Source organism: Polymorphobacter fuscus (assembly GCF_011927825.1).
Lineage (GTDB): Bacteria > Pseudomonadota > Alphaproteobacteria > Sphingomonadales > Sphingomonadaceae > Sandarakinorhabdus > Sandarakinorhabdus fusca.
Window position 1 is genome coordinate 425,922 of sequence record NZ_JAATJI010000001.1, and the last position, 22,874, is coordinate 448,795.

Here is a 22,874-nt window from a genome sequence, read left to right on the forward strand (position 1 = left end):
GTTGCCGCCGGTCAACCCGGCCAACAATATCCAGAATTACATGATCAACTTCGGGCCCCAGCACCCGGCCGCGCACGGCGTGCTGCGGCTGGTCATGGAGCTCGACGGCGAGGTCATCGAACGCTGTGATCCGCATATCGGGCTGCTGCATCGCGGCACCGAAAAGTTGATCGAGTACAAGACCTATCTGCAGGCGCTGCCGTACATGGACCGGCTCGACTATGTCAGCCCGATGTGCATGGAACACAGCTATGTGCTCGCCATCGAAAAGCTGGCGGGCATCGAAGTGCCGTTGCGCGCCAAATATATCCGCACGATGTTTGCGGAGATCACCCGCATCCTCAATCACATCCTCAACGTCACCACCCATGCGATGGACGTGGGGGCGATGACGCCGATCCTGTGGCTGTTCGAGGAACGCGAAAAGCTGATGGAATTCTACGAACGGGTGTCGGGGGCGCGCTTCCACGCCGCCTATTTCCGCCCCGGCGGCGTCCACCAGGACCTGCCCGATGGCTTGCTCGGCGACATCAAGGACTGGTGCGACGGCTATCTCAAGGTCCTCGACGAAATGCAGGGCCTTGTCGCCGACAATCGAATCTTCAAGCAGCGCAATGTCGATATCGGGGTCATCTCGAAGGAAGACGCCATTGCCTGGGGCTTCACCGGCCCGTGCATCCGCGCATCGGGCGTCGCCTGGGACCTGCGCAAGGCGCAGCCCTACGATGCCTATGACCGCATGGACTTCAACGTCATCATGTCGAACGATGGCGATTGCTATGCCCGCTTCATGGTCCGCATGGACGAGATGCGCGAATCGCTGAAGATCATCCGCCAGTGCCTGAAGGAGATGCCCGAAGGCCGGCACGCGACCCTCGACCGCAAGGTCAGTCCGCCGTCGCGCGGCGAGATGAAACGGTCGATGGAAGCGCTGATCCACCATTTCAAGCTGTACACCGAAGGCATTCACGTGCCGGCCGGCGAGGCCTATGTGGCCACCGAAAGCCCCAAGGGCGAATTCGGCATCTTCATGGTCGCTGATGGCACCAACAAGCCTTGGCGCTGCCATATCCGTGCCACCGGGATGGCGCATCTCCAGGCGATGGATTTCCTGTGCAAGGGCCATATGCTCGCCGACGCGCCGGCGATTCTGGGGTCGCTCGATATCGTCTTCGGGGAAGTCGATCGCTGAGCGTCGGGAGGCTGCCGTTTTTGCGGCAATGATCCGGGAATTTCCCTATCTTGTCATCGCCAGGCGCCGGTGGCACGGGGGCGGCGCTTTCACATTTGTGAAAGTCGGCCAACGTCTTGTCAAAACCCTTCATGGTGATAGATAAGGCGCTGGTCCGCACTGTGTCGGATTGTCGCTGGGGAGTCGGATCGGTCATGTACAGGGGACAGGACGAGGGCGTTTTTCTTTCGCTGATTTGCGCGGGGTTCGCCTGGGCTGCCGGTCGCAATCACCCGTCGATCTGGATGGACCTGATCCTGATTCTGATGATCGGCTGGTTTCTCTGGAGCGTTTACAAGATGACGCTCGATCGGCTGTAACCTCGGTCGGGGTGTCGGTTTTCGCCTGACATGTTGCATCCGTTGGCGCTGCGGGCCTATGACGCTGGCACCGCAGCGAGGACATCGGGCAACATCGTGAAGGCAGCATCATGACGGGCGCAGCCATCGGCAGCAACGACAGGCCGGCGCCGGAGTTCAGCGATTTTGCCTGGACGTCCGAAAACGCCATTGAGGCGGATCGTATCATCGCGCTCTATCCGCAGGGCCGCCAGGCATCGGCGGTGATGCCGTTGTTGTGGCTCGCGCAAGGTCAGGTGGGCGACGCGACGGGCAGCGCCTGGTTGCCGGTTCCGGTGATCGAGCATATCGCGCGGCAACTCGGCATGCCCTATATTCGGGTGTACGAAGTCGCCAGTTTCTACACCATGTACAATCTGGCGCCGATCGGCCGCTTCCATGTCCAGGTCTGTGGCACGACGCCGTGCCAGTTGCGCGGCTCGGACGATGTCATGCGTGCCTGCAAGGACGCCGGCTTGAAGAAGGGCGCCAACACCGCCGACGGACTGTTCACGCTCAGCGAGGTCGAATGCCTCGGTGCCTGCGCGAATGCGCCGATGGTGCAGATCAACGCCGACAATTACGAGGACCTGACCTACGACAGCATGACCGCGGTCCTGGCCGCGCTGGCGCGTGGCGAAGCGCCTTCGTCGGGGTCGCAGATCGGGCGGACAGCGAGTTGCCCTGAAAACGGTCCCACGACACTGTTGGCGGTTTCGGGATGACGGCGCCGCTGCTGGCGCAAATCGGCATGGTTTTGCTGGTTTCGGCGCTGGCAGTGCTCCTGTTTTCCATCTACCGCTCGGCCACCGGCGCGCCGTCGGCCGGGCTTGCTGGACTTGGGACCGTACTGCTGGTCATGGGGATCGGGCTGCGCAAATGGGCCCGGTCGGGCCGATAATCGACTCGCCGGAACGGTGCTCTGGCGCGCGCGGAACATCGCCGCAGCCTGGGCCGGCGCCATGCAAAGGGGTAGCCGGGAGGCGTTTGCCCGCTTAAAGCGATAACAGCTTTCAGGAGTTTCCGATGCGCGCCGCGCCGCTTGTTTTCGTTGGCCAGTCCGATGGTCGCCCGTCCGGTTTGCCGGACGGCGCGTTCGCTGGCGCGCAGTCATGAACAACATTGCCCTGCTGCGTCGTGTCTCGCTGGCGGCGATGCTCGTCGCAGTGGTGACGGGAACAATCTCGCTGTTCCTGCTGTTCACCCGCCCGACCGACAACAAGTTGCTGTTTGCCATCAGCGTCATCGCGCTTCTGGTCGGGCTGCTGCTCGATCGCCGCGCCGGCAAGCTGGAAGACCGCAATGCTGGCTGACATTCACAATTGGGTCATTTGCAATGCTCGCTGACCAGGACCGGATCTTCACCAATCTCTACGGGTTCCAGCCGTGGAACCTGGAACACGCCCGCAAGCGCGGCGACTGGGAGGACACCAATTCGCTGATGGCGTGTGGGCCCGATGCCATCGTCGATGCCATAAAGGCGAGCGGGTTGCGGGGCCGCGGTGGTGCCGGCTTCCCGACGGGCATGAAGTGGAGCTTCATGCCGAAAACGCCGAACCCCGAGCGGCCGAGCTACCTCGTCATCAACGCCGACGAATCCGAGCCGGGCAGCTGCAAGGATCGCGAGATCATCCGGCACGACCCGCACAAGCTGATCGAAGGCGCGCTGATCGCCGGCTTCGCGATGCGCGCGGTGGCGGCCTATATCTATATCCGCGGCGAATATGTGCGCGAGGCGGAAACATTGTTCGCGGCGGTGCGCGAAGCCTATGCAGCGGGCCTGATCGGCAAGAACGCCTGTGGTTCGGGTTATGATTTCGACGTCGTCGTCCACCGCGGTGCCGGCGCCTATATCTGCGGCGAAGAAACCGCGATGCTCGAAAGCCTGGAGGGCAAGAAGGGCCAGCCGCGGCTGAAGCCGCCGTTTCCTGCCGGTGCAGGCCTTTATGGCAATCCGACCACCGTCAACAATGTCGAATCGATCGCCGTGGCGCCGACGATCCTGCGCCGCGGGCCGGCGTGGTTCGCCGCCATCGGCCGCCCCAAGAACGAAGGCACCAAGCTGTTCCAGATCAGCGGCCATGTGAACACGCCTTGCGTCGTCGAGGAGGCGATGGGCCTGCCGTTCCGCGAGCTGATCGAAAGCCATTGCGGCGGGATTCGCGGCGGCTGGGACAATCTGCTGGCGGTCATTCCGGGCGGGTCATCGGTGCCGCTGGTGCCGGCCGAACAGATCATTGATGCGCCGATGGATTTCGATGGGCTGCGCGAGCTGAAGTCTGGGCTGGGCACGGCAGCGGTCATCGTCATGGACAAGTCGACCGACATCGTCCGGGCGATCGCGCGGCTGAGCTATTTCTACAAGCATGAAAGCTGCGGCCAGTGCACGCCGTGTCGCGAAGGCACCGGCTGGATGTGGCGGGTGATGGAACGGCTGGTCACGGGCGACGCCGAGCCGCACGAGATCGACCTGCTGCTCGAGGTCACCACGGAAATCGAGGGTCACACGATCTGCGCACTGGGTGACGCAGCGGCCTGGCCGATTCAGGGGCTGATCCGGCATTTCCGGCCGGAGATCGAAAGCCGTATCCAGCGCCGCAAGGGTTTTGTGCAGGTTCCCGCCATGGCGGTGGCGGCGGAATAAGCTGCCACCCGGCGGTCGCGCTGGGCGACCGCCGGGTGGCATTTGCTCAGGCGGTGACGCGAGTCGGCTGGTTTGCACGCCGGCGCATGGCACCACCGACGAGTCCGAAGCCGGCGATCATCATTGCCCAGCTGGAAGGTTCGGGAACGCCGCCGATCGGCGGTGGCGCGGCGCCGAAGCCATCGAGATAGACATAGCCCCAGTGCGCGGTCGGCTCGCAATCGGCCGCGAGCACCGACAGCAGGAAGTCATGGCCGACGAGCGACGCGTCGATGGCAAGCTGTTCGATCTGCCAATTCGCCGTGTAGAAATTGCTGCCGGACTGCGAGAAGCGGGAGTCGACACCGCCGCCGCCATTGGCGGCATTATATTCGCGGCGGATGATCTCGGCGCCGCTGGTCAGGTCGCTCAGCGTGATGATCATGGTGGCGGCGTCATTCGGGCCATGGGCGCCGAGCAGCACGGACTTCCAGGCGAAGAAGATGTTGGCGTCGGTGTAATTGTTGACGCGCTGCTGAATGACCGACGCATATCCGCCGGTGGTGGTGTCTTCGACGCGGAAGCCATAATTGCCGCTGTAAACCGTGCTGCCGAGCGCTGCCCCGACGCGCGGATCGACATAGCCGGCGCTGATGACCGACGAGCGAACGCCGCCGTCGCCGGGCGTGAACAGGGCAGGGGTCAGCTGGTTGTTGAAATAGGGGCCGCGGTAACCGCCGCCCTGCGTCCAGCCGCTTGCGGTGCCATTTTCGAAGCCGCCGTTGACGAAGCCGGCGGCATGCGCGGCACTACTTGCCCCAGCCGCCGCCAATGCAGCCAAAGCGCCAACAACAATTGCAGTCCTTTTCATCGATTTACACTCCCCTGTTGTTTTCCGAATGAAATTCGACACTTCGCGTGTGCAGAACCGGCAATAATCGACAAACTGTCGTCTTGCGCGGTTGCGCTTTCCCCGACTCCGTAAATACTCCGTAAATATTTACGGTGAAACGTTTCATAAGAGGTATGTCGAAGCCGGAATGTGCCCGGGCGCTGGCGCGTTACGTCGTTCGCATGAGGGGTCGGCGGCAAATGCGGTACCATGCGCGGGCATCCGCTGCTGCGGGCCGTATCGATCCAGCTTTCACTGGCCTTTCCGGGTCTGATCCCCTATTCATGACACATCCGCGACAGCCCGTTGAAGGCGCAGAAAAAACCAAATGGATTCCGTGATTTCGCCGCCTGCGGGCGCTCCCGATATTCAGCCGATCTCGATCGTTACCGAGATGCGGACGAGCTTTCTCGATTATGCCATGTCGGTCATCGTCGCCCGCGCGCTGCCCGATGTGCGCGATGGGCTGAAACCCGTGCATCGGCGCATCCTGTGGGGCGCGCACGAAAGCGGCTTCACCGCCGGCAAGCCCTATCGCAAATCGGCGCGCATCGTCGGTGACGTGATGGGTAAATATCACCCGCACGGCGACAGCTCGATCTATGACGCACTGGCGCGCATGACCCAGGATTGGTCGCTGCGGCTGCCGCTGATCGACGGCCAGGGCAATTTCGGATCGATGGATCCCGATGCGCCCGCCGCGATGCGTTATACCGAGGCGCGGCTGGCGCGCTCGGCCGAAGCCTTGCTCGCCGATATCGACAAGGACACCGTCGATTTCATCGCCAACTATGACGGGTCGGAGCATGAGCCCGCCGTCCTGCCGGCGCGCTTTCCGAACCTGCTCGTCAATGGCGCCGGCGGCATTGCCGTCGGCATGGCGACCAACATTCCGCCGCACAATCTGGGCGAGGTCATCGACGCGGTGCGCGCCTGGCTCGACGACCAGACGATCAGTGTCGACGAGCTGATGAAATATCTGCCGGCGCCGGACTTTCCCACCGGCGCGCTGATCGTCGGCACCACCGGTCTGCGCACCGCCTATGAAACCGGCCGCGGCACGATCATCATGCGCTCCCGGTCGATCGTCGAGGAAGGGCGGGGCGAAAAGCGCAGCCTCGTGCTGACCGAAATTCCCTTCCAGCAGGGCAAGAACGCGCTCGTCGAAAAGATCGCCGAAGCGGTCAAGGACAAGCGTATCGAGGGCGTATCCGACCTGCGCGACGAATCGAACCGCGAAGGCGTTCGCATCGTCATGGAGTTGAAGCGCGACGCGACGCCCGAGGTCGTGCTGAACCAGGTCTATCGCCACACACCGGCGCAACAGACGTTCAGCATCAACATGCTCGCCATCCGCGGCGGCCGCCCGGAATTGATGGGCCTGCGCGACATCATCCAGGCCTTTGTGCAGTTCCGCGAGGAGGTCATCACCCGGCGTTCCAAGTTCGAGCTCGCCAAGGCGCGCGAGCGGGCGCATGTGTTGATCGGGCTGGTGATTGCGGTCAGCAACCTCGATGAAGTGGTGCGCGTCATTCGCGCCTCTGCCAATGCGGCGGCGGCGCGCGAACAGCTGCTGGCGCGCGATTGGGACGCGACCGAAGTCCGGCCGTATCTCGAACTGGTCGAAGCCGGCGACTATGCCGCCGATGCCGCCACGATCCGGCTGACCGACGCGCAGGTGAAGGCGATCCTCGACCTGCGACTGTCAAAGTTGACGGCGCTTGGCCGTGAGGAGATCGGCGAGGAACTGCAGGAACTCGCGGTCGCCATCACCGGCCTGCTCGAAATCCTGGCGGATCGCGTCAAGCTTTATGCCGTCTTGCGCGCCGAGATCGAGGAAGTGTCCGACAAATTCTCGACCAAGCGCCGGTCGGAACTGATTGCGGCCGGCGACGATCTCGACGACGAAGACCTGATCGAGCGCGAGGACATGGTCGTCACCGTCACCCATTCGGGATGGATCAAGCGTGTCGCCCTCGCCGAATATCGCGCCCAGAAACGTGGCGGCAAGGGCCGGTCGGGCATGGCGACCAAGGACGAGGATGTCATCACCAACATCTTCGTCACCAGCACCCACAATCCGGTGCTGTTCTTTTCCAGCGCCGGCAAGGTGTATCGCCAGAAGGTCTGGCGCCTGCCGGTCGGCAGCCCGCAGGCCAAGGGGCGCAGCCTCAACAACCTGCTGCCGCTTGGCGAGGGGGAAACCATCACCACCGTGCTGCCGTTGCCCGAGGACGAGACCGAATGGGGCCGTCTCAACGTGATGTTCGCCACCGCCCATGGCAGCGTGCGGCGCAACAGCATGGACGCCTTCACCAATGTGCCGACCGCCGGCAAGCTGGCGATCCGGTTCGAAGATGGCGACGCGGACCGCTTGATCGGGGTCGCGCTGTGCGATGAAGGGGATGACGTGTTCCTCGCGGCGCGGTCGGGCAAGGCGATCCGTTTTGCCGCCGATGATGTCCGCGAATTCGTCTCGCGGACGTCGACCGGCGTGCGCGGCATGTCGCTGCCTGAGGGCGACGAGGTCATTTCCATGGCCGTGCTCAAGCGCTTCGATGCGACCAGCGAGGAGCGCGAGGATTATCTGAAGGCGGCGCCGTGGAAGGGGGAGGGGCTGGAACCGATCCTGTCCGAAACCCGGCATGCGCAATTCGCCGCGGCGGAACAATTCATCCTGACCGTCACCTCGAACGGCTATGGCAAGCGGTCATCGGCGTTCGAATATCGCCGTACCGGCCGCGGCGGGCAGGGGATCGTCAATATCGATGCCTCGGCGCGTAACGGCCATGTCGTCGCCTCCATGCCGGTCGGCCCCGATGACCAGCTGATGCTGGTGACCGACCAGGCCAAGCTGATCCGCATGGGCATCAACGACATCCGCATCATGGGGCGCGGCACCCAAGGTGTCACCCTGTTCAAGGTGGCGGACAATGAACATGTCGTGTCGGCCGCACTGATCCCGGGCGACGACGATGATGCGGAGGGCGAGGCCGTCAGTCCGGCCTGAACCGCACCAGCCGGACGACATACACGATCACCATGACACCGACGACGACGGTGGACAGCGGGTCGGCCCAGGCGGCGACGCGGCCGTAATCCTTGCCCAGCCAGAAACCGGCGGTCATCAACAGGCTGGTCCAGATCAGGCTGCCGAGCCCCGACAGCAGCAGAAAGCGCCACGCCGGCATATGGGCGATGCCGGCCGGCACCGAGACCACCGAGCGGATGGCCGGCACCATCCGGCCGAACAGCACCAGCGCCCCGCCATAGCGATCGAACCAGTCCACGGCGCGATCGATGTCGCGCGGGTGCAGGGTCAGCCAGCGACCATGGCGCGCCGCCAGCTGACGGGCACGACCGAGCCCGATCGCGCGCCCGATGGCGTACCAGAGCCAGGCGCCGGCCAGCGACCCCAGGGTTCCGGCGATGATCGCGCCGACGAGGCTGATCTCCCCTTGCGCCGCGACATAGCCGGCCATCGGCATGAAGACTTCGGACGGCAGCGGCGGAAAGATCGTTTCGATGAAGGTGAGCAGAACGATGCCGGGGTAGCCCCCGCGAACGATCAATTGCGACAGGAAACCGATCATCGTGCCGTGCCCTTGGAAAGCCCGGCGGCGACACCGAGAAAGATCAACAGCTGCCCGAGATAATAGCTGAACCAGACCAGCAGGCCATGCGCCTGTGCGTCGCCAACCAGGTGCCCGCCCATGCGCATGATGAGCAGCATATCGGACAGGATGAACAGCAGCGCCCCGACAAGGGCAAGGCGCGGAAACCGGCTGAGCAGCAGCGCCGCCGCCATGGCGCAGAGCAGCACCGAATAGACCATCAGCGGCGCCAGCGCGGTGCCGGCGGGCGATACTAGCGCCGGCATCGCGGCGCCCCAAAGCAGAATGGCGACAGCAGCAAGGTGCTCGGCCTTGCCCGCCACGCGCCGATGGCGCCGATAGAAAAGGATGGCGGTGCCATGCCCCAGCGCAAAGGCAGCAGCACCCGCATAGAAAAGGCCGGGGATGTTGAGCAGCACATCGCCTAAAGCGCCGGCGGCCATGATCGCGGCGAGCCACCAGCGCTGTGGGGTGGCGAGCCGGGTCGCCGCCGCAGCGAGCAGCCCTACTGCCAGCCCCTTGACCAGCGCGGTGATCGCGATACCGGCCGGGCCATTGATCAGTGGATAGGCAATTCCCGCCGCCAGCGATCCCGCAAGCAGGGTAACGGGTAACAGCCTGGGTGCTGCAAACGAAAGGCGTGGCGCAATCATCGACATGTCTGGCGCATGAATCTTTGCGCTTCGCAACGGTCTCGTTTCTCTGTATCAGGCGAAACGCGCGGGGACTGCGCGAAATCACTGACGGAGAATTCCAACATGAAGACTGCTTTGACCCTGGCGGCTGTGGCCAGCCTCGGCCTGCTCGCCGCTTGCGGTGAGAAGGCTGCCGAAACCACCACCACGACGACGACGGAAACCGCAGCGCCCGCCGACGCCATGGCGACCACGGAAACGACCCCGGCTGTCGACGCGACGGCGCCCGCCGATGCCACCGCTGCCGCTGCCGACGCTGCTGCCGCCACGGGCGATGCTGCTGCCGCCGGTGCCAACGCCGTGACCGATGCCGCTGCTGCCGGTGCCGAGAACGCCGCCGACGCCGTCAAGGAAGGCGCCGACAAGGCCGCCGACGCCGTCAAGGACGCACAGAAGTAAGCATATCTTCCCGGCACTTGCCGGGGGTTGATGTCGGTAAAGGGCCGGATCCGCATTGCGGGTCCGGCCCTTTTCGTTGCGGCCGTTCAGCTTGCCGTCATTCAGCCTGGGTATTGGCAAGATGAGCGATTGGCCAAGTGCCGCGAAGTGATTATGACGCATTGGCAAGACGATGGGCTTGGGGCCCGGCGTATATTGGGAGAGGTGATTTCATGAAGATGCTGTCGCGCAGCCTGGCTGCGATCCTGCTGGCGAGTGCCGGCTTTGCCGCCGCGCCCGCCATTGCGCAGAAGACCGAAGCGACGAAGCCGGTGAAGTTGTCGAAGCCGGTCCAGGCGGCGCTTGCCGAAGCCCAGAAGCTGCAGGCCGCCGGTGACCATCCCGGTGCGCTTGCCAAGGTTGCGGAGGCCGAAGCCTTCCCGTCGCCGACGGCAGAAGACCAGTATATGACGGCCGCGGTGAAGCTCAATTCGGGCATCACCACCAAGGACAACAAGATTGTCGAAGACGCGCTGACCCGGATGCTCGCCAGCGGAAGGGTGTCGGCTGCCGACCAGCCCAAGTTCCTGCGCAACGTCGGCCAGCTCGCCCTCGAGCGCAAGGACTACAACGCCGCGACCAAGGCGTTCGAACAGATCGTCGCGCAGAACCCCAACGACAATGACGCGCTGGTGGCGCTGGGCGAGCTGTATTTCGCGCAGAAGGTCAACGGCAAGGCCGTGGAAACCATCAACCGCGCCATCGCCAGCGCCAAGGCTTCGGGCACGACGGTACCGGAAGCCTGGTATCGCCGCGTGCTCGGGATCGCCTATGACGGCAAGGTGGCGGGCGCTGTCCAGCCGGCCGCGCTGGCATTGGTCAAGGCCTATCCCAATGCCGTCAACTGGCGCGACGCCGTGCTGATCACGCGCGACAGCTTCCCGCAGCTGGACGAGCAGACCACGCTCGACTTCCTGCGCCTGCAGGCCGCGACGGGATCGCTGAACGGCGAGCGCGACTTTGTCGAATATGCCGATACCGCGCTGGGCCGCGGCCTGCCGGGCGAAGCGCAATATGCGCTCAACGAAGGCATCGCCAAGAAGATGGTCAGCCCGACCAAGCCGCTGATTTCGGAAATGATGAAGTCCGCAAACAGCAAGATCCCCGCCGACAAGGCCTCGCTGCCGGGCATCGAGAAGGACGCCAAGACCAACCCCAAGCTGGCCCTGGGCACCGGTGATGCCTATTATGGCTATGGCGATTTCGCCAAGGCCGCAGCGCTTTACAAACAGGCCGTCGGCGGCGCGGGGGTCGATCCGTCGACCGTCAACCTTCGCCTCGGTGCCGCACTGGCGCGGTCCGGCGACAAGGCCGGCGCGGCAACGGTACTCGGCCAGGTCAAGGGCGGTGCGCGCGAAGCGCTTGCCCAATATTGGATGGCATACGCCGGCGCCTGACGCCGGGCTTGCCCGGGAGGGCGTCGGTGCGAACACCGGCGCCCTTCCCAAAAATCGGCCCACCGCCTATGGAGGCGCGACTCGCCTGCTGCTGGAGTCGCGCACATCATGGACATTCGCCTCGGATTGACGTTTGACGACGTTCTGCTTGTGCCCGCAGCGTCGGCCGTCCTTCCCAGCATGGCCGACACCGCGACGCAGGTGACGCGCGGCATCCGGCTCAACATTCCTGTCCTGTCATCGGCGATGGACACTGTGACCGAGGCCGATATGGCGATCGTCATGGCCCAGGCGGGCGGTATCGGTGTGCTGCACCGCAACCTGACAGTCTCCGAACAGGCCGACGCGGTCCGTCAGGTCAAGCGTTTCGAAAGCGGCATGGTCGTCAATCCGGTAACGATGACCCCAGACCAGACGCTGGGCGACGCCCGTGCGCTGATGGCACGGCACAAGATCTCGGGCTTTCCCGTTGTCGAGACCGGCGGCCGGTTGGTCGGCATCGTCACCAACCGCGACATGCGCTTTGCCGAAAATGCCGATCAGCCGATTGCCGAGCTGATGACGCACGAAAATCTCATCACCGTCCGGCCGGGCACGACGGAAAGCGATGCCCGTCGCCTGCTGCACACCAATCGCATCGAAAAGCTGCTGGTTGTCGATGATGCCGGTCGCTGCATCGGCCTCATCACCGTCAAGGACATCGAACGCGCCGTCACCTACCCCAATGCGACCAAGGATGGCGCCGGCCGGTTGCGCGTCGCGGCCGCGACCACCGTCGGCGATCTGGGTCAGGAACGGACCGAGGCACTGATCGACGCAGAGTGCGACCTGATCGTCGTCGACACCGCCCACGGACATAGCGATCGGGTTTCCGAAGCCGTCGCGCGGATCAAGAAAATGTCGAACTCGGCACAGGTCATTGCCGGCAATGTCGCCACGGCCGAGGCGGCGCGCGCGCTCATTGATGCCGGCGCCGACGGCATCAAGGTCGGCATCGGCCCGGGTTCGATCTGCACCACCCGGGTCGTGGCCGGGGTCGGCGTGCCGCAGCTGACGGCGATCATCGACACGGCGGAGGCGGCGCGCAAGCTGGGCATTCCGGTCATCGCCGACGGTGGCCTTCGCACATCGGGGGACGTCGCCAAGGCATTGGCGGCAGGGGCGGCCGCCGTCATGGTCGGTAGCCTCCTTGCTGGCACGGAGGAAGCTCCCGGCGACACGTTCCTGTGGCAGGGCCGCACCTACAAGAGCTATCGCGGCATGGGCAGCGTCGCCGCCATGGCGCGCGGTTCGGCCGATCGCTATTTCCAGCAGGATATCAAGGACCAGCTCAAGCTGGTTCCAGAGGGCATTGAAGGCCAGGTGCCATACAAGGGGCCTGCTCGCGATGTCCTGCACCAGCTGGTCGGCGGCGTGAAGGCGGCGATGGGTTATACCGGCGCCGCCACGCTCGACGAGTTTCGCGCCCGCGCCGAGTTCGTGCGCATCACCAACGCCGGCCTGCGGGAAAGCCATGTCCATGACGTGACGATCACCCGCGAAGCACCCAATTATCCAACGACAGGCTGACAGGACCATCATGACCAATCCATTGCAGAAAGCGTCGTGACGCCGGCCGCGCGGGCCCAGGCAGCGATCGAATGTCTCGACGCGGTTATTGCCGCCGCCAACACCGGCGGGGCCGCTGCCGACACGATCGTCCAGCGGTATTTCAGCACACGTCGCTACGCCGGGTCGAAGGACCGCCGCGCTGTTCGTGACCTGGTGTTCGATGTCATCCGCAGCATGGGGTCGCCGCCGCAAAGCGGTCGCGCCGCGCTTATCGGCCACGCCCGGGCGCTCGCGCCGGACCTTCTGGAACTGTTCAGCGGCACCGCCGATACGGCAGGTCATGCGCCGCTGGCGCTGGTCGTCGGCGAGCCCGAGGCAACGCCATCGCTGGCACCCGGCTGGCAGCTCGACCAGCTGCGCCAGCGCTTCGGCGCTGCAACGCCAAAGGCCGTGCGAGCGCTGCTCGGGCGTGCCCCGCTCGACCTGCGCGCCAACATTTTGTGCAGCAACCGCGACGAGTTGCTGATTGAAATGCCCGACCTCGCGCCAACGCAATGGGCGCCCGACGGCTTGCGGGCGCCGGCCGGTCTCAATATCGAAACCCTGCCGGCTTACCACGCCGGCAAGATTGAGGTTCAGGACGAAGGCTCGCAACTGGCCGCGCTCGCTGTCGGCGCGCTGCCCGGCGAGGTCGTGATCGACCTGTGTGCGGGGGCGGGGGGCAAGACGCTGGCGCTCGCAGCCGCCATGGGCGACCAGGGTACATTGATCGCCACTGACACCGATCGTGGCCGACTGTCGGCGCTGCCGCAGCGGCTGGCGCGTGCCGGGGTGACGATTGCGACCACCCGTCTGCTCAACCCGCGCCGCGAATGGGAGGCGGTGTCCGACCTCGCCGGCGCTGCCGACCGCGTGCTGATCGACGCGCCCTGTTCGGGCACCGGCACATGGCGACGCAATCCCGAGGCGCGCTGGCGACTGACCCAGGATCGGCTGGCGAAGCTGACGGCCGAGCAGGACCGGTTGCTGCAACTCGGCGCGCAACTGGTGCGGCCGGGCGGCACACTGACCTATGTCGTCTGTTCGCTGCTGCCGATCGAGGCAGAGGCGCGGATGGCGGCGTTTCTGGCACGCTCGCCAGCTTTCGTTGCCGATCCGTTCAGCATCCCGACCGAGACGTCACCCGTCACCAGCACCACCCTGTCACCAGGTGCACAGGGGTGCGACGGATTCTTCATCGCAAGGTTGAAACGCGTCTGCTAGATATCGTTGCCGGGGGACGGGAGAGAGTGATGCACCTGCGCGCGGCAATGGCGATATTCGGACTGATGATGGCGACGGCGGCCGGCGCGGCGCCGACCGGTGACGATATTCTGAAGCCGGTATCCGTCCGCATGGCCGATGCCGGCCGTGCGGCCCTGGCACGCGGCGACGCCAGCGGCGCGATCGACAATTTCGAAGCGGCGCTCGCCAGCGACCCCAAGAATGTCAGTGCCTTCACAGGCATTGCGCAGAGCTATGAAAAGCTCGGCCTGCCCGGGAAGGCTGTCAAATACTATCGTGAGGCGCTGGCGCTCAACCCGTCGGACCTGGCGGCCCTCGAAGGCCAGGGCAAGGCGCTGATCGAGCGCGGTGCCACCGCCCGCGCCCAGGTCAACCTCGCCCGCATCAAGGCATTGTGCAAGGTCGATTGCAGCGCGGCGGCGCGGCTGCAGGCCGCACTCAGCGCGCCGGTGGTGGCCGTAGCGGATCCGCCAAAGGCCGCGCCGACAAAGAACTGATCGGCGTCGGCGCGGCGAGGTTCAGGCTAGCAACGCGGCGGCGCTGGCAAAGGCGGCAACGGGCACTGTTTCGGCACGGGCTTCGGCACTGATGCCCTGCGCGACCATGGCATCGAGAGCGCCCGGCATCGCCTTCAGGCTGGCGCGGAGCATCTTGCGCCGCTGACCAAAGGCCGCGGCGGTGAGCGCCGAAAGCCTGGCGGCGCTGGCCGCAGCCATCGGCGCCGTCGGGACCAGATGCACAACTGCCGAATCCACCTTGGGCGCCGGAATAAAGGCGCGGGGCGGCACGGTAAAGGCGATCCGTGCCGACGTCCGCCACTGCGCCAGCACCGACAGCCGGCCATAGGCGCTGCTGCCGGGCACCGCGACCAACCGCTGCGCAACCTCCTTCTGGAACATCAAGGTCAAGCTGGCCCACCATGGCGGCCAGGCCTCCGCGCCGAGCCAACCGGTCAGCAGCGCGGTGCCGATATTGTAAGGCAGGTTTGCAACGATATGTGCGCCGTTGCCGGCGACCGTCGCCGCATCCACCGCCATGGCGTCGCCGGCAATCACGGTGAGCCGCGGGCCGTTGCTGCCGTTACCAGCGGCCTCTGCCAGTTCGGCGAGCGCCGGCAACGCCCGGCTGTCGCGCTCGACGGCAATGACGCGCGCGCCGGCGCGCAGCAGCGCACGTGTCAGGCCGCCCGGACCCGGTCCGACTTCATAAACGGTCGCGCCGGTAAGCGGCCCCGGCACCCGGGCAATGCGGTCGAGCAGATTGCCGTCGAACAGAAAATTCTGCCCGAGCGACTTTTTGGCATTGAGCCCATGTCGCGCAATGACGTCGCGCAGCGGCGGCAGGGTGAGCAGCGCCTCCGGCCCCGGGTCAGCCACTCGTCAACCGCCGCGCCGCGCACTGGCCCGCCATGCGGATCGCCTCGATCATCGCCCGCGGGTTGGCCAGGCCCTTGCCGGCAATGCCGAATGCCGTGCCATGGTCGGGGGAGGTGCGGACGATCGGCAAACCCAGGGTCACATTGACACCATCGTCGAAATGCAGCGTTTTCAGCGGGATCAGTGCCTGGTCGTGATACATGCACATCGCTGCATCATAATGGCGGCGGGCAGGGGCGTGAAACATCGAATCGGCGGCCAATGGGCCATGCACGTTGATATCCTCGGCCTGCAACGCCTCGACCGCGGGCCGGATGATCTCGGCTTCCTCGCGGCCCAGCGTGCCGCTTTCGCCGGCATGTGGGTTGAGCCCGGCAAAGGCCAGGCGCGGCCGTTCGATGCCATAATCCCGCATCAGCGCCCGCGCCGTGATGCGCGACTTTGCAACGATCAGATCGACGGTGAGCAGCCGCGGCACGTCGGCAAGTGGCAAATGGACAGTGATCGGCACCGTGCGGAGCGTCGGGCCGGCAAGCATCATCACCGCGTTGCTCGCCGAAATCCCGCAGCGTTCCGCGACGAATTCGGTTTGCCCCGGATAGTTGAAGCCGATGGCATAAAGCTGCGCCTTCGATACCGGCCCGGTGACGATGCCACCGGCAAAGCCGTTTCGCGCCAGGCCGACGGCAATTTCCAGGCTGTCGAGGGCGCATCGGGCACCGGCGAGGTTGGGATCGCCGGGGATGATTTCGCCCGGATCGTCGACCTGAACCAGCGGAAGACCGTCATCAAAGGCTGCGGCTGCCTCGCCGGGAGCGCCGAGCGTGATGATCGGCCCGTCCCACACCGCCTCGAGTGCGCGGCGGTCACCGATTGCAAAAAATGCCGGAAGCCGCTCGGACCGGCGCGCGGCCCAGGCTGCCGCGACGATTTCCGGCCCGATCCCGGCCGGATCACCGATCGACACCGCCAGCGGAGCGGGAGTCGGGAAAATGTCCATCAACGATAATCGACGATCGCATCGCGCCGCAGATCGCGCAGGTAACGGCGCGCCCGCATATTGACGCGCTCGTCATTCATCTGCGCGTAGATTTCCTCGAAATTGGGCGCCTTGACCTGCGCCGCGCTATCGTCGCGGCCGCACAGCACCAGCACGCGCAGGCCCTCCTGCTGCGAACCGAAGGGCGGGGTGGCCTGGCCGATCTGCAGGTTGCCGAGCACATTCTGCAGCGGCACGGGCAGGTCCTTCATCCGAATGGCGTCGTTGACCGCGACCTGCGCCCCGACCTTGCTGGCGATCGCCTCGGCGCCCCCGCATCCGCCCATGGTCAAGGTTGCGGCCTGGAAGGTCTTGACCATGTCGCGCGCCTGCGCCTCGGTGGTGTTGGCCGGCAGCGGCAGCGATATCTGCTTGAGGCTGAGGATCGCTTCGCTCGGGTCCCCCGCCAGCACCTGGCGCTTGCCCAGAAGCGACATGATCGCGACGCCGCCGGGCACGCGGATCGGATCGCTGACCGCCGCCGTCGGGTTGCCCGGCGTAAGCGTGGTGACGATCGGCGCGACGGCGTCGTTCAGTTGTTCAGCGCGGACCCAGCCGAGGTCGCCGCCCAATCCCGCGGTCGACGCTTCGGAAAACTGGCGGGCATAAGCGACGAAGCTGGCACCCTGGCGCACTTGGCCGACGATGCGCGCCGCGTCGTTAAGCACCTGCGCTTCGGTCTCGGGAGTCGCCGACAGGAAGATCTCGCCAACGTGATATTCGTCCTTGCCCTTGGCGGCGTTGAGCTTGGCGATCACGGCCTGCACCTCGTCGTCGCCGACGTTGACCAGCGGTTCGACCTTGCGGCGCAGCACGCGGCTCCAGGCGATTTCGCCGCGGATCTGGCCCTTGATGGCGGCCGGCGACGATCCGGCCTCGCGCAGATAGGCTTCGAAAGCCGCCGGCGACTTCTTGAAATTCTGCGCCACGCGATCGAACGACCGGTCGACCTCGGCTTCGCTGATCTTGATGTCGTTGCTCGCGGCTTCCTGCAGTTGCAGTTTTTCGTCGATCAGGTTGCGCATCACCTGCAGGCGCAGCCGGGGCCGCTCGGCTTCGGAAATATTCCCGTTGTTGGCAGCGAGCACCAGCCCCATGCGCTGGTCGATATCGGTGTCGGTGATGACATCGCCGTTGACGATCGCCTGCGCCTTGCGCAGCGTCGGATCGGTTTCGCCCATCACCTGCAACTCGGGCAGGTCCTCGGCGGAAAAGCTTTGGCGCGGGGCTTCCTGCGACCCGACCGGCGCCGCCAGGGGGACGGCGGAGGCGAGCAGCAGGACGGCGAACCGACGATTCAAACGCATTCGAGTCTCCGATATGGCACCGCAAGCATGGCGAGCCGTTGACACGCAAAGTGCCCTTCCAGCGTCGCTCTAGCGCAACCTTGCGCCGGCGGCAAAATCTCCTTGCACGGGGCAACGTTAATCCCGGCTGAAACGCCTGTCAGCGCGGCGACGTCTTGAACGCCAGGGTGAGGAGGAAACTGTTGCCCGGACGGAAGTCGCGATCGCCGATGTAGTCGCGGCGCCAGCTGACGCCGAGGCGGAAACATTCGTCCTCATATTCCGCGCCGATGCGGTGGCGGATGAATTCGAAACCATTGCCGGTTGTCAGCGGGTTGCTGGTGGCGGTCGTCAGGTCGACGATCGCCGAGCCGAACACCGACCAGTAGCGGGCAATCGCCACCCGACCGCCGGCCCGCAATTCTTCTCGATCTTCAAGATCTTCGAGCAGGATGTTGCGATTGAGCTTGATGTAGCCGATCGTCGCATAGGTTTGCGGGCTGCCGATCTGGATATCGAACTCGTTGCGTCGCACGGCGAGGTTGCTGCGGTCGACGCGAAAGCGATGGATCAGCTCGAAATATCGACCATATTTCAGGCTGGTTCGCCCGACGAAGTCGCTCAACTGGTCGGACAGGCCGCTGCCGGCCGGGAAAGCGCTGCCATCGCCGGCAATGCGCACCGACTGGCCGATCTCGCTGGTCAGCGCCCAGCCGGGCCGATCGAGCGCATAGCCGATGCCATAGGTGATACGTGTTCCGCTTTCGAACTTGTCATAGCCAGGAAAGCGGTTGAGATCGAACAGGTTGATGTCTTCCAGCTCGATGGCGCGGCTGTCTTCGTTCGGGAAATTTGCATTCTGGGTCGCCGGCGTCGCCACCAGCTGCACCCGCGGCGTGATCGTCTGGGTGCCGCCCAATGCGGGGCCGGCGAATGGCCATTCGACATCGACTGCTGCCACCGGGATCGCGCGGGCGCGCAGGCCGTCGACGCCGGCATAGGCGGGCAGCGTCGCCTTGTCGGCGTTGTCGACATGGTAGACATCGCCGCGCATCATCCCGGTGAAGGTCACGCGCTGGCCGATCGGCGTCAGCAGGCTGCGGTCCCAGCGGGCAAAGGCCAGCGCCCGGGCAACGTCCTGCCCGTCGGTACGGAACAGGTTCATGCTGTTGGCGCCGAAATGCAGCCGGCCGCCAAGGACCAGGTCGCGCGGCCGCCAGTCATAGTCGATCAGTGGCAGCACGAACGGGATTTCGCCGGCCCGGTCGGTGATCCGCAGACCCTGGAACGCCCAGGCCGCAACTGACAGATAGCTGTCGCTGGTCTGGCGTTCGAGCGCATAGGTCGACCGCAGCATGTCGTCGAAGCCGAGCCCGTACAGGCGGTTGAACGTATCGTCGGTGGTCAGCCGAACCGAGAAGCGCGATCGCCATTCGGGTGTATGCTGAAGATTGCCCTTCAGCGCGAAATAGCCGCGAAACCGGTTGCCCTTGTCGACGATGTTGCCGTTAGCATCGGCATCGCCGAGCCTTGTGTAGGTGAAAAGGCTGTCGATCTCGATCGGCCCCTTGGCGAACAGGCGCCGGCCCTGGAGCTGCAAGGCCGGGTTGACCGCCGTATAGAACCACGGCGTCACGGTGATGTCGCGGTCGGGTGCCAGCGCGAAATGATAGGGCAGGCTGATGCCTAGGCCGAGCTGCCGCTGCAGCTTGATTCCCGGCAGCAGCAGCCCGCTCGCCTGCTTGGCTTCGCCGTCGGGATGCGAAAAGCTTGGCAGGTACATCACCGGCACACCGAACAGCTCGAGGCTGGCGTTGCGGTACGACAGCCGGTGCTTGCCGCGGTTGTAGCTGATGCGCAGCGCCTTGATCTGCCACGCCGGCGTCTGCGGGCAGCCATCGCTACCCACAACCGCGCAGGGGCTGTAGACGGCCCGGCGCAGGTTGAAGACCTGGTCGCTGCGCTGCCCCTCGACTGCTGCCAGGCGGCCGCCGTCGTTGAGCACCAGCAGCATGTTGTCGATGGCGCCGTCGCGCAGGCTGTCGGTCAGTTCGATCCGGTCGCCGAGCGCCTGGTTGCCTTCGGGATCGATCGCAACGACGTTGCCGGTGGCGATGACGACCCCCGTCAACTGATTATATTCGATGGCATCGGCCGCCAGCCGCCAGGCGTCGCGGTTCAACCGGACATTGCCGCTCGCCGTGACGATCTGGCCGCGGTCGTCGTAGCGCATTTCATCGGCGGCAAAGCCGATCACATCGCCCTCGGCGACGGGAGCACCACCGTCGCGTGGCAAAGGCACGGTGCTGCCCGGTATCACCACCGGCGATTCGGCAGGGGGCATGCTGACCCCTGACGGGGCCTGGGCCCGCCCGGGCGCGGCGAAGCCGATGGTAAAAGACAGGGTGGCGGTCGCCAGCAGGACAGGACGCAGGGACAAGCGACGCTTTCGAGGGCCGGGACGCACTTGCTGCGCTTAGCTGCCCCGATCCGATACGTCCACCATGCAATGGACATTTTGCCATGTTTGCGCCGGCATCGCGTGCGGACTAAACCGTCGGGCATCGCTTGAAGGACTCGCAATGCTCAATCTTGGTTACCCCGATACACCCGCAGCCGACCCCCATGCGCAGGTCGTGCTTGCCGGGCCCGACATGATGCTCAGCGCGGCGGCGGCGGCGGCCGATACGGCGAGCGAAGGCCGGCTGAAGCTGGCATTGTCCACGGCGCGTTTCGAAGGCGACGCGGGTGCGGTCGTCGAAATCATCGGTGCCGCCGGCATCGCTGCGACCCGGCTTCTGGTCATCGGCATGGGCCCAGGCGAAAAGGCCGATGCGGCCGTGTTCGAAAAGATCGGTGGTGCCATTGCCGCCCGGCTGCTGACCAGCGGCGAAACCCGTGTCTCGATCGACCTGTCCGGCATCACCGCGGCGCTGCCACTTGCCAATGCGGCGGCGCATCTTGGCCATGGCGCGATGTTGCGCAGCTACCGGTTCGATAAATATCGCACCACGATGAAGGCCAAGGCGAAACCGACGCTCGATCAGCTCGATATTTTGGGTGTCTCCGGCGCGCAGGTCGCCCAGGCCGAACTGACCGCCATTGCGGCAGGGGTCGAGCGCACCCGCAACCTCGTCAGCGAGCCGGCGAACATCATTTACCCCGAGAGCTTTGTCGAAAGCGCGCGCGACCTCGCCGATCTCGGCATCGAACTGACCGTACTCGGGGAGCCGGAAATGCAGGCGCTCGGCATGGGCGCCTTGCTCGGCGTGTCGCAGGGTTCGCGCCGTGCGCCGCGGCTGATGGCGATGCGCTGGAACGGCACCGGCAGTCCTGATGCCAGGCCCGTCGTTCTCGTCGGCAAGGGTGTCACGTTCGATACCGGCGGGATCAGCATCAAGCCTGCAGCCGGCATGGAAGACATGAAATGGGACATGGGCGGGGCCGGCGCCGTTACCGGTGCCATGCACGCGCTGGCAGCGCGGAAGTCGAAATCGCACGTCATCGGCGTCGTCGGGCTGGTCGAGAACATGCCCGATGGCAATGCCCAGCGCCCCGGCGATGTCGTCACCAGCATGAATGGCCAGACCATCGAGGTTATCAACACCGATGCCGAGGGCCGGCTGGTCCTGTGCGACGCGATCTGGTGGGCGCAGGAACAATATGATCCCGAGGTCGTCGTCGATCTGGCGACGCTGACCGGCGCCATCATCGTCAGCCTGGGCCATGAATATGGCGGGCTGTTCTGCAACGACGACGGCCTTGCGATGCAGCTGCAGAAAGCGGGCGAGACCAGCGGCGAGAAACTCTGGCGCATGCCGCTGGGGGATGCCTTCGACAGCCTGATCGACAGCCCGATCGCCGACATGAAGAATGTCGGTCCGCGCAACGGCGGGTCGATCACCGCGGCGCAGTTCATCAAGCGGTTTGTGAAGCCCGGCGTCAAATGGGCACATCTCGACATTGCCGGCATGGTCTGGGCCGACAAGGCGGGAACCCTGTTCGACAAGGGCGCCACGGGCTATGGCGTGCGTCTGCTCGACCGCTTCATCGCCGAAAATCACGAAGCCTGAGCCGACCATCACCGGAAGGCACAGGGCCGTGATCGACGTCGGCTTCTACCAGCTCGCGCAGCGGCGGGCCGAGGCGGTGTTGCCGCCGCTCGTCACCAAGGCGCTCGCAGCCGGTCATCGGCTCGTCATCCGCAGCCAGGACGCGGCGCTGTTGGCGCGCCTCGATCTGGCGCTGTGGAACTTTGCGCCCGACAGCTTCCTGCCCCATGGCATTGAGGCGGAGATCGAGGCAGGCCGGGCAGCATCGCAGCCGGTGCTGCTGACCGCTGCGCCGTTGCCGGCGGCCAATGGCGCCGATTGCCTGGCGCAGGTCGGTGACGATCTGCCCGATGATTTCACCGGCCTGTCGCGGGTGATGTACCTGTTCGACGCGGATGCCGTGGAGACGGCTCGAGCGCGCTGGCGGCTGGTGTCGCGCAGCGAAGGGTTGCGGCCGATCTATTGGCGGGAAACTGACGGTGGGCGGTTCGAAAAGGCAGCATGACGGCGGTTTTTGCGGGAATCCTTGCCATCCGAAGCGGCCACCGCTAGGGGAGCGGCGCTTTCCACCCCTTTCTATTGTAATAACGGAGTTCTCCCGTGGCCATCACGCGCACCTTTTCGATCATCAAGCCCGACGCCACCCGCCGCAACCTGACCGGCGCCATCAACGCCATGATCGAAGGCGCCGGCCTGCGCATCGTCGCGCAAAAGCGTCTGCAACTGACCCAGGCCCAGGCCGAAGGCTTTTACGCCGTCCACCGCGAACGCGGCTTTTTTGGTGAACTCGTTGCGTTCATGATCTCGGGTCCGGTCGTCGTCCAGGTTCTGGAAGGCGAAGACGCCGTTCCGGCCTATCGCGCCATCATGGGCGCCACCAACCCCGCCAATGCCGATGCCGGTACCATCCGCAAGATCCACGCCGAATCGATCGAGGCCAATTCGGTTCATGGTTCGGACAGTGACGAAAACGCCGCGACCGAAATCGCCTATTTCTTCGCCCAGACCGAAATCACCGGCTAAGGCGTCGCGCCCTCCCCGGTCGGGGGAGGGCGTCG

Annotated in this window: 22 protein-coding genes; 15 read left to right on the forward strand and 7 right to left on the reverse strand. The window is 65.2% G+C overall.

The annotated features are described in order from the left end of the window. Positions 1-40 precede the first annotated feature (40 nt). The 6 genes from GGQ62_RS02070 (at position 41) to nuoF (ending at position 4,213) form a co-directional block, all read left to right on the forward strand. Positions 41-1,192 (forward strand): NADH-quinone oxidoreductase subunit D, encoded by a 1,152-nt coding sequence (locus GGQ62_RS02070; RefSeq protein WP_243446043.1) that lies wholly within the window; start codon positions 41-43, stop codon positions 1,190-1,192. Between the two features lie 131 nt (positions 1,193-1,323). Further along, positions 1,324-1,551, forward strand: coding sequence for a hypothetical protein (locus GGQ62_RS02075; protein WP_152576713.1), 228 nt, complete (start codon positions 1,324-1,326; stop codon positions 1,549-1,551). A gap of 110 nt (positions 1,552-1,661) precedes the next feature. Beyond that, positions 1,662-2,294, forward strand: a complete 633-nt coding sequence (gene nuoE, locus GGQ62_RS02080) for an NADH-quinone oxidoreductase subunit NuoE (RefSeq protein ID WP_152576712.1) — start codon at positions 1,662-1,664, stop codon at positions 2,292-2,294. Further along, entirely contained in the window at positions 2,291-2,470 is a 180-nt protein-coding gene (locus GGQ62_RS02085; RefSeq protein WP_152576711.1) for a hypothetical protein, read from the forward strand. Before nuoE ends, GGQ62_RS02085 begins: the two co-directional genes overlap by 4 nt. A gap of 211 nt (positions 2,471-2,681) precedes the next feature. Next, the gene (locus GGQ62_RS02090) at positions 2,682-2,882 is read left to right on the forward strand and encodes a hypothetical protein (RefSeq protein WP_152576710.1); all 201 of its coding nucleotides are present in this window, start codon (positions 2,682-2,684) and stop codon (positions 2,880-2,882) included. Between the two features lie 23 nt (positions 2,883-2,905). Then, entirely contained in the window at positions 2,906-4,213 is a 1,308-nt protein-coding gene (gene nuoF / locus GGQ62_RS02095; protein ID WP_152576709.1) for an NADH-quinone oxidoreductase subunit NuoF, read from the forward strand. A 46-nt stretch (positions 4,214-4,259) separates the two neighbouring features. On the opposite strand, the gene GGQ62_RS16195 is transcribed toward nuoF, so the two are convergent. Further along, positions 4,260-5,024, reverse strand: coding sequence for a PEPxxWA-CTERM sorting domain-containing protein (locus tag GGQ62_RS16195; protein ID WP_243445979.1), 765 nt, complete (start codon positions 5,022-5,024; stop codon positions 4,260-4,262). Positions 5,025-5,412: 388 nt separating this feature from the next. Here GGQ62_RS16195 and gyrA point away from each other — a divergent pair, with 388 nt between their 5' ends. After that, on the forward strand, positions 5,413-8,094 hold the full coding sequence (gene gyrA, locus GGQ62_RS02105) for a DNA gyrase subunit A (protein ID WP_167649438.1): 2,682 nt from the start codon (positions 5,413-5,415) through the stop codon (positions 8,092-8,094). Here the strand turns inward: gyrA and GGQ62_RS02110 are convergent. Continuing rightward, positions 8,081-8,677, reverse strand: a complete 597-nt coding sequence (locus GGQ62_RS02110; protein WP_152576707.1) for a DedA family protein — start codon at positions 8,675-8,677, stop codon at positions 8,081-8,083. The genes gyrA and GGQ62_RS02110 overlap by 14 nt on opposite strands. Further along, the gene (locus GGQ62_RS02115) at positions 8,674-9,351 is read right to left on the reverse strand and encodes a lysoplasmalogenase family protein (protein WP_167649439.1); all 678 of its coding nucleotides are present in this window, start codon (positions 9,349-9,351) and stop codon (positions 8,674-8,676) included. The genes GGQ62_RS02110 and GGQ62_RS02115 overlap by 4 nt, the downstream gene beginning before the upstream one ends. A 105-nt stretch (positions 9,352-9,456) precedes the next feature. On the opposite strand from GGQ62_RS02115, the gene GGQ62_RS02120 reads away from it, so the two are divergent. The 5 genes from GGQ62_RS02120 (at position 9,457) to GGQ62_RS02140 (ending at position 14,560) form a co-directional block, all read left to right on the forward strand. Beyond that, positions 9,457-9,792: a hypothetical protein gene (locus GGQ62_RS02120; protein ID WP_152576705.1), complete on the forward strand. Its 336-nt coding sequence runs from the start codon at positions 9,457-9,459 to the stop codon at positions 9,790-9,792. 212 nt (positions 9,793-10,004) lie between these two features. After that, positions 10,005-11,228 carry a tetratricopeptide repeat protein gene (locus GGQ62_RS02125; protein WP_152576704.1) on the forward strand — a complete coding sequence of 408 codons (1,224 nt, stop codon included), beginning with the start codon at positions 10,005-10,007 and terminating at the stop codon, positions 11,226-11,228. A gap of 108 nt (positions 11,229-11,336) precedes the next feature. After that, on the forward strand, positions 11,337-12,797 hold the full coding sequence (guaB, locus tag GGQ62_RS02130; protein ID WP_152576703.1) for an IMP dehydrogenase: 1,461 nt from the start codon (positions 11,337-11,339) through the stop codon (positions 12,795-12,797). 36 nt (positions 12,798-12,833) lie between these two features. After that, on the forward strand, positions 12,834-14,042 hold the full coding sequence (locus GGQ62_RS02135; RefSeq protein WP_152576702.1) for an RsmB/NOP family class I SAM-dependent RNA methyltransferase: 1,209 nt from the start codon (positions 12,834-12,836) through the stop codon (positions 14,040-14,042). A gap of 29 nt (positions 14,043-14,071) precedes the next feature. Continuing rightward, positions 14,072-14,560, forward strand: a complete 489-nt coding sequence (locus tag GGQ62_RS02140) for a tetratricopeptide repeat protein (RefSeq protein ID WP_152576701.1) — start codon at positions 14,072-14,074, stop codon at positions 14,558-14,560. Between the two features lie 21 nt (positions 14,561-14,581). Here the strand turns inward: GGQ62_RS02140 and rsmA are convergent, their stop codons facing one another. From rsmA to GGQ62_RS02160, 4 genes are all read right to left on the reverse strand, one after another. Further along, the gene (gene rsmA / locus GGQ62_RS02145) at positions 14,582-15,439 is read right to left on the reverse strand and encodes a 16S rRNA (adenine(1518)-N(6)/adenine(1519)-N(6))-dimethyltransferase RsmA (RefSeq protein ID WP_243446605.1); all 858 of its coding nucleotides are present in this window, start codon (positions 15,437-15,439) and stop codon (positions 14,582-14,584) included. After that, on the reverse strand, positions 15,432-16,439 hold the full coding sequence (gene pdxA / locus GGQ62_RS02150; RefSeq protein WP_152576700.1) for a 4-hydroxythreonine-4-phosphate dehydrogenase PdxA: 1,008 nt from the start codon (positions 16,437-16,439) through the stop codon (positions 15,432-15,434). Before pdxA ends, rsmA begins: the two co-directional genes overlap by 8 nt. After that, positions 16,439-17,785 carry a peptidylprolyl isomerase gene (locus tag GGQ62_RS02155; RefSeq protein WP_152576699.1) on the reverse strand — a complete coding sequence of 449 codons (1,347 nt, stop codon included), beginning with the start codon at positions 17,783-17,785 and terminating at the stop codon, positions 16,439-16,441. Before GGQ62_RS02155 ends, pdxA begins: the two co-directional genes overlap by 1 nt. Positions 17,786-17,924: 139 nt before the next feature. Next, entirely contained in the window at positions 17,925-20,108 is a 2,184-nt protein-coding gene (locus GGQ62_RS02160) for an LPS-assembly protein LptD (protein ID WP_152576698.1), read from the reverse strand. Positions 20,109-20,346: 238 nt separating this feature from the next. Here GGQ62_RS02160 and GGQ62_RS02165 point away from each other — a divergent pair, with 238 nt between their 5' ends. From GGQ62_RS02165 to ndk, 3 genes are all read left to right on the forward strand, one after another. After that, positions 20,347-21,837: a leucyl aminopeptidase gene (locus tag GGQ62_RS02165; protein WP_167649440.1), complete on the forward strand. Its 1,491-nt coding sequence runs from the start codon at positions 20,347-20,349 to the stop codon at positions 21,835-21,837. 28 nt (positions 21,838-21,865) lie between these two features. Then, the gene (locus GGQ62_RS02170; RefSeq protein ID WP_167649441.1) at positions 21,866-22,321 is read left to right on the forward strand and encodes a DNA polymerase III subunit chi; all 456 of its coding nucleotides are present in this window, start codon (positions 21,866-21,868) and stop codon (positions 22,319-22,321) included. A gap of 95 nt (positions 22,322-22,416) precedes the next feature. Next, positions 22,417-22,839 carry a nucleoside-diphosphate kinase gene (gene ndk, locus GGQ62_RS02175; RefSeq protein ID WP_152576695.1) on the forward strand — a complete coding sequence of 141 codons (423 nt, stop codon included), beginning with the start codon at positions 22,417-22,419 and terminating at the stop codon, positions 22,837-22,839. Positions 22,840-22,874: the final 35 nt, after the last annotated feature.

What these genes read in the sequence shown, in the direction of transcription:
- guaB (WP_152576703.1), top strand. Translation starts at nt 11,337, where the DNA reads ATGGACATTCGCCTCGGATTGACGTTTGACGACGTTCTGCTTGTGCCC.
- GGQ62_RS02075 (WP_152576713.1), top strand. Translation starts at nt 1,324, where the DNA reads ATGGTGATAGATAAGGCGCTGGTCCGCACTGTGTCGGATTGTCGCTGG.
- nuoF (WP_152576709.1), top strand. Translation starts at nt 2,906, where the DNA reads ATGCTCGCTGACCAGGACCGGATCTTCACCAATCTCTACGGGTTCCAG.
- nuoE (WP_152576712.1), top strand. Translation starts at nt 1,662, where the DNA reads ATGACGGGCGCAGCCATCGGCAGCAACGACAGGCCGGCGCCGGAGTTC.
- GGQ62_RS02070 (WP_243446043.1), top strand. Translation starts at nt 41, where the DNA reads ATGATCAACTTCGGGCCCCAGCACCCGGCCGCGCACGGCGTGCTGCGG.
- gyrA (WP_167649438.1), top strand. Translation starts at nt 5,413, where the DNA reads ATGGATTCCGTGATTTCGCCGCCTGCGGGCGCTCCCGATATTCAGCCG.
- GGQ62_RS02160 (WP_152576698.1), bottom strand. Translation starts at nt 20,108, where the DNA reads ATGCCCCCTGCCGAATCGCCGGTGGTGATACCGGGCAGCACCGTGCCT.
- GGQ62_RS02085 (WP_152576711.1), top strand. Translation starts at nt 2,291, where the DNA reads ATGACGGCGCCGCTGCTGGCGCAAATCGGCATGGTTTTGCTGGTTTCG.
- GGQ62_RS02115 (WP_167649439.1), bottom strand. Translation starts at nt 9,351, where the DNA reads ATGATTGCGCCACGCCTTTCGTTTGCAGCACCCAGGCTGTTACCCGTT.
- GGQ62_RS02125 (WP_152576704.1), top strand. Translation starts at nt 10,005, where the DNA reads ATGAAGATGCTGTCGCGCAGCCTGGCTGCGATCCTGCTGGCGAGTGCC.
- GGQ62_RS02165 (WP_167649440.1), top strand. Translation starts at nt 20,347, where the DNA reads ATGCTCAATCTTGGTTACCCCGATACACCCGCAGCCGACCCCCATGCG.
- GGQ62_RS02140 (WP_152576701.1), top strand. Translation starts at nt 14,072, where the DNA reads ATGCACCTGCGCGCGGCAATGGCGATATTCGGACTGATGATGGCGACG.
- GGQ62_RS02110 (WP_152576707.1), bottom strand. Translation starts at nt 8,677, where the DNA reads ATGATCGGTTTCCTGTCGCAATTGATCGTTCGCGGGGGCTACCCCGGC.
- GGQ62_RS02090 (WP_152576710.1), top strand. Translation starts at nt 2,682, where the DNA reads ATGAACAACATTGCCCTGCTGCGTCGTGTCTCGCTGGCGGCGATGCTC.
- GGQ62_RS02155 (WP_152576699.1), bottom strand. Translation starts at nt 17,785, where the DNA reads ATGCGTTTGAATCGTCGGTTCGCCGTCCTGCTGCTCGCCTCCGCCGTC.
- pdxA (WP_152576700.1), bottom strand. Translation starts at nt 16,439, where the DNA reads ATGGACATTTTCCCGACTCCCGCTCCGCTGGCGGTGTCGATCGGTGAT.
- GGQ62_RS02120 (WP_152576705.1), top strand. Translation starts at nt 9,457, where the DNA reads ATGAAGACTGCTTTGACCCTGGCGGCTGTGGCCAGCCTCGGCCTGCTC.